This is a genomic window from Planomonospora algeriensis, from assembly GCF_977012225.1.
On sequence record NZ_CDRNDK010000642.1, the window covers coordinates 1 to 2,885 of the forward strand.

The following is a 2,885-nucleotide window of genomic DNA, read 5'->3' on the forward strand; positions in this document are numbered from 1 at the left end:
CCGCCGGTCACCCCGGCCCCGGCCGCCGCGGGCCGGGGACGGCGGGCCTCAGACCCGCCGGGCGCTGGCGACCAGGTGGATGCCCACGGTGTCGTCGTCGTCCGGGTGCGCCTCCAGCTCGGTGCGGACCAGCCAGTTCAGCGCGCGGGAGTCGGCCGCGAGGACGTGGTCGACCGTCGAGGGGGACAGCACGGTGCGAGGCCGTATCCACTCGACCTCCAGCCCCGCCTCGGTGAGCAGCTCGCGCAGCTGGGCGCTGCTGAAGCAGCGGGTGATGCTCCCGTCGGGCCAGGGCACGAGCATGACCTCGCTGGTCTGGCGCAGATGCGCCCAGTAGTTCTGCTCGGCGAGGATCGCCATCCCCAGCACCAGGGAGTCGACGCAGACCAGCGCCCGCCCGCCGGGGCGCAGCACCCGGGCGACGTCGCCGATCGCGGACTCGGCCATGAGCTCCAGGGACATCGACCGGTCCTCGGCGAGCACGGCGTCGACGCTGGCGTCGGGGAGGAATCGCAGGTCGTCGGAGCGGACCTGCCGGACCCGCTCGGCGTCGCGCAGGACGGGCTGGACCTCCGCCGCCACCGCCCGGCGGAAGTCGACCACCTCGATGACCCGGTGCCCGGCCCGCGCGGCCTGCGCGGACCAGCGGCCCTGGCCGCGGGAGAGGTCGAGGACGACGGAAGGGCTCCGGGGGAGCCAGCGGCTCAGCTGCTCGGCGACGACCGCGCGGTAAAAGGTCCAGTACGGCCCGAGCGTTCCTGAGCCGTTCAGCTCTTCGGCCGGGATGGGCAGCACAAGCGGCTCCTGGCGTCGGGGTTCCGGTGGTTTGAAGCTACCTTCCGGTACGTATGTTTTTCCCCGTACCGGCTCGTTCGTCACCTTCCATCTTGAGGGAACAGACGGCCGGGTGGGCGTGTTGCCAACGAACGGCGCACACCCTTCCGGGAGGTTGGCAAGCGAATGCTCGCGTTGATCGAACCCGTCACCGGCCCCGGCGACCGGGCTCTCCCTGACGAGCGGGTATTCTCCGCTCAGTACGGTGTCCCGCGTGAGCCGGACTCCGGAGATCCTAAGGGGGTGGGTCCGGTCCCTGCGACAGATGCGGAGACTCTGGAACAGCGGAGCGAGCGGTTCGAGCGGGACGTGATGCCCTACCTCGACCAGCTCTACTCCGCCGCGCTCCGGATGACCAGGAACCCCGCGGACGCGGAGGACCTCCTCCAGGAGACCTTCGCCAAGGCCTTCGCCTCCTTCCACCAGTTCCAGGAGGGCACGAACCTCAAGGCCTGGCTGTACCGCATCCTCACCAACACCTTCATCAACAGCTACCGCAAGAAGCAGCGGGAGCCCAAGCAGGCCGGCACCGAGGAGATCGAGGACTGGCAGCTGGCCAGGGCGGAGTCGCACACCTCGACGGGGCTGAAGTCCGCCGAGATCGAGGCGCTCGACCACCTGCCGGACAGCGACGTCAAGGACGCGCTGGCGGCGCTCCCGGAGGACTTCCGGATCGCCGTCTACCTCGCCGACGTCGAGGGCTTCCCCTACAAGGAGATCGCCGAGATCATGGGGACCCCCATCGGGACCGTGATGTCGCGGCTCCACCGTGGCCGCCGTCAGCTGCGGACGCAACTCGAGGACTACGCCCGGGAGCGTGGCCTGGTTCCTGCGGAGGGTGCAAAGTGAGCTGTGGAGATCACCACGACACGGACTGCCGCGAGGTCCTGGACAAGGTCTACACCTACCTCGACGGCGAGCTCGGCGAGGGTGACTGCGCCGACATCCGGCAGCACCTGGACGAGTGCGGCCCCTGCCTGCGGGAGTACGGCCTGGACCAGGTGGTCAAGCAGCTGGTGGCCAGGCACTGCGGCTGCGACGCGGCGCCCGAGGACCTTCGGGCCAGGATCCGCGACCGGATCGACCAGGTCCGCAGCGAGCTGGCGACCTGACCTCTAGGATCTCCCGTACGACGACGGCCGCGCGGGCGTGCCGGTGAGCCCTCCCCGGAAAAAAGGGGGCGGGGGTCCCGTAGGAGCCCGGCCGCGGCCAGGCAACGAGAACGGGGGGTCGGCATGCGGGTGCTCGTCACCGGAGGGGCCGGGTTCATCGGATCGAACCTGGTGGACCGGTTGCTGGCGGACGGCCACGAGGTGGGGGTCGTTGACGACCTGTCCTCGGGCGGCAGGGGCAATCTGGCCGGTGCGGAGGGGGACCCGCGCTTCGCCCTGTACGAGATGGACATCCTCGACCCGGCGCTGGCCGGCGTGGCCGCAGACTTCCGGCCGGAGGTGATCTGCCACCTCGCCGCGCAGATCAGCGTGCGCAAGAGCGTGGCGGACCCGGTCCGCGACGCCCGGCTCAACGTGGAGGGCACCGCCGCGGTCCTGTCCGCCGCCCGGCACGGCGGCACGCGCAAGGTCGTCTTCGCCTCCTCCGTCGCGGTGTACGGCCGTCCCGAGGTCATCCCGGTCCCGGGGGGCGCGGCCACCGACCCGCGCTCGCCGTACGCCGCCTCGAAGCTGAGCGCGGAGATCTACCTCGCGACCTTCAAGGCGCTGCACGGCATCGACTACACCACGCTGGTGCTCTCCAACGTCTACGGCCCCCGCCAGTCGCCCGAGGGGGAGGCCGGGGTGGTCGCGATCTTCACCGACGCGCTGCTCAACGGGGCCCCCACCGTGGTCTACGGCGACGGCACGCAGACGCGCGATTACGTCTACGTCGACGACGTGGTGGACGGTTTCGCCCGCGCGTGCGGAGAGGCGGGCGGCGGCGGCCGGTTCAACCTGGGCACCGGGGTGCAGACCACCGACCGGGAGCTGCACACCCTGGTCGCGGCGGCGGCGGGGGCGGCCGACGAGCCGGGGGGGCGCGCCCGCGCGGCTGGG

Annotated in this window: 4 protein-coding genes; 3 read left to right on the top strand and 1 reads right to left on the bottom strand. The window is 71.5% G+C overall.

Annotation, left to right across the window (positions count from 1 at the left end; all coding sequences use genetic code 11):
• Positions 1-48 precede the first annotated feature (48 nt).
• Positions 49-795 carry a class I SAM-dependent methyltransferase gene (locus tag ACWJ6R_RS33825; RefSeq protein WP_449066118.1) on the bottom strand — a complete coding sequence of 249 codons (747 nt, stop codon included), beginning with the start codon at positions 793-795 and terminating at the stop codon, positions 49-51.
• A 282-nt stretch (positions 796-1,077) separates the two neighbouring features.
• Between ACWJ6R_RS33825 and ACWJ6R_RS33830 the strand changes: the two genes are divergently transcribed.
• The 3 genes from ACWJ6R_RS33830 to ACWJ6R_RS33840 all read left to right on the top strand — a co-directional run.
• Positions 1,078-1,683: a sigma-70 family RNA polymerase sigma factor gene (locus ACWJ6R_RS33830; RefSeq protein WP_068897767.1), complete on the top strand. Its 606-nt coding sequence runs from the start codon at positions 1,078-1,080 to the stop codon at positions 1,681-1,683.
• Positions 1,680-1,946, top strand: a complete 267-nt coding sequence (gene rsrA, locus ACWJ6R_RS33835; RefSeq protein ID WP_196451679.1) for a mycothiol system anti-sigma-R factor — start codon at positions 1,680-1,682, stop codon at positions 1,944-1,946. The genes ACWJ6R_RS33830 and rsrA overlap by 4 nt, the downstream gene beginning before the upstream one ends.
• A 123-nt stretch (positions 1,947-2,069) precedes the next feature.
• On the top strand, positions 2,070-2,885 hold an 816-nt coding region (locus tag ACWJ6R_RS33840; RefSeq protein WP_449066119.1), incomplete at its 3' end, for an NAD-dependent epimerase/dehydratase family protein.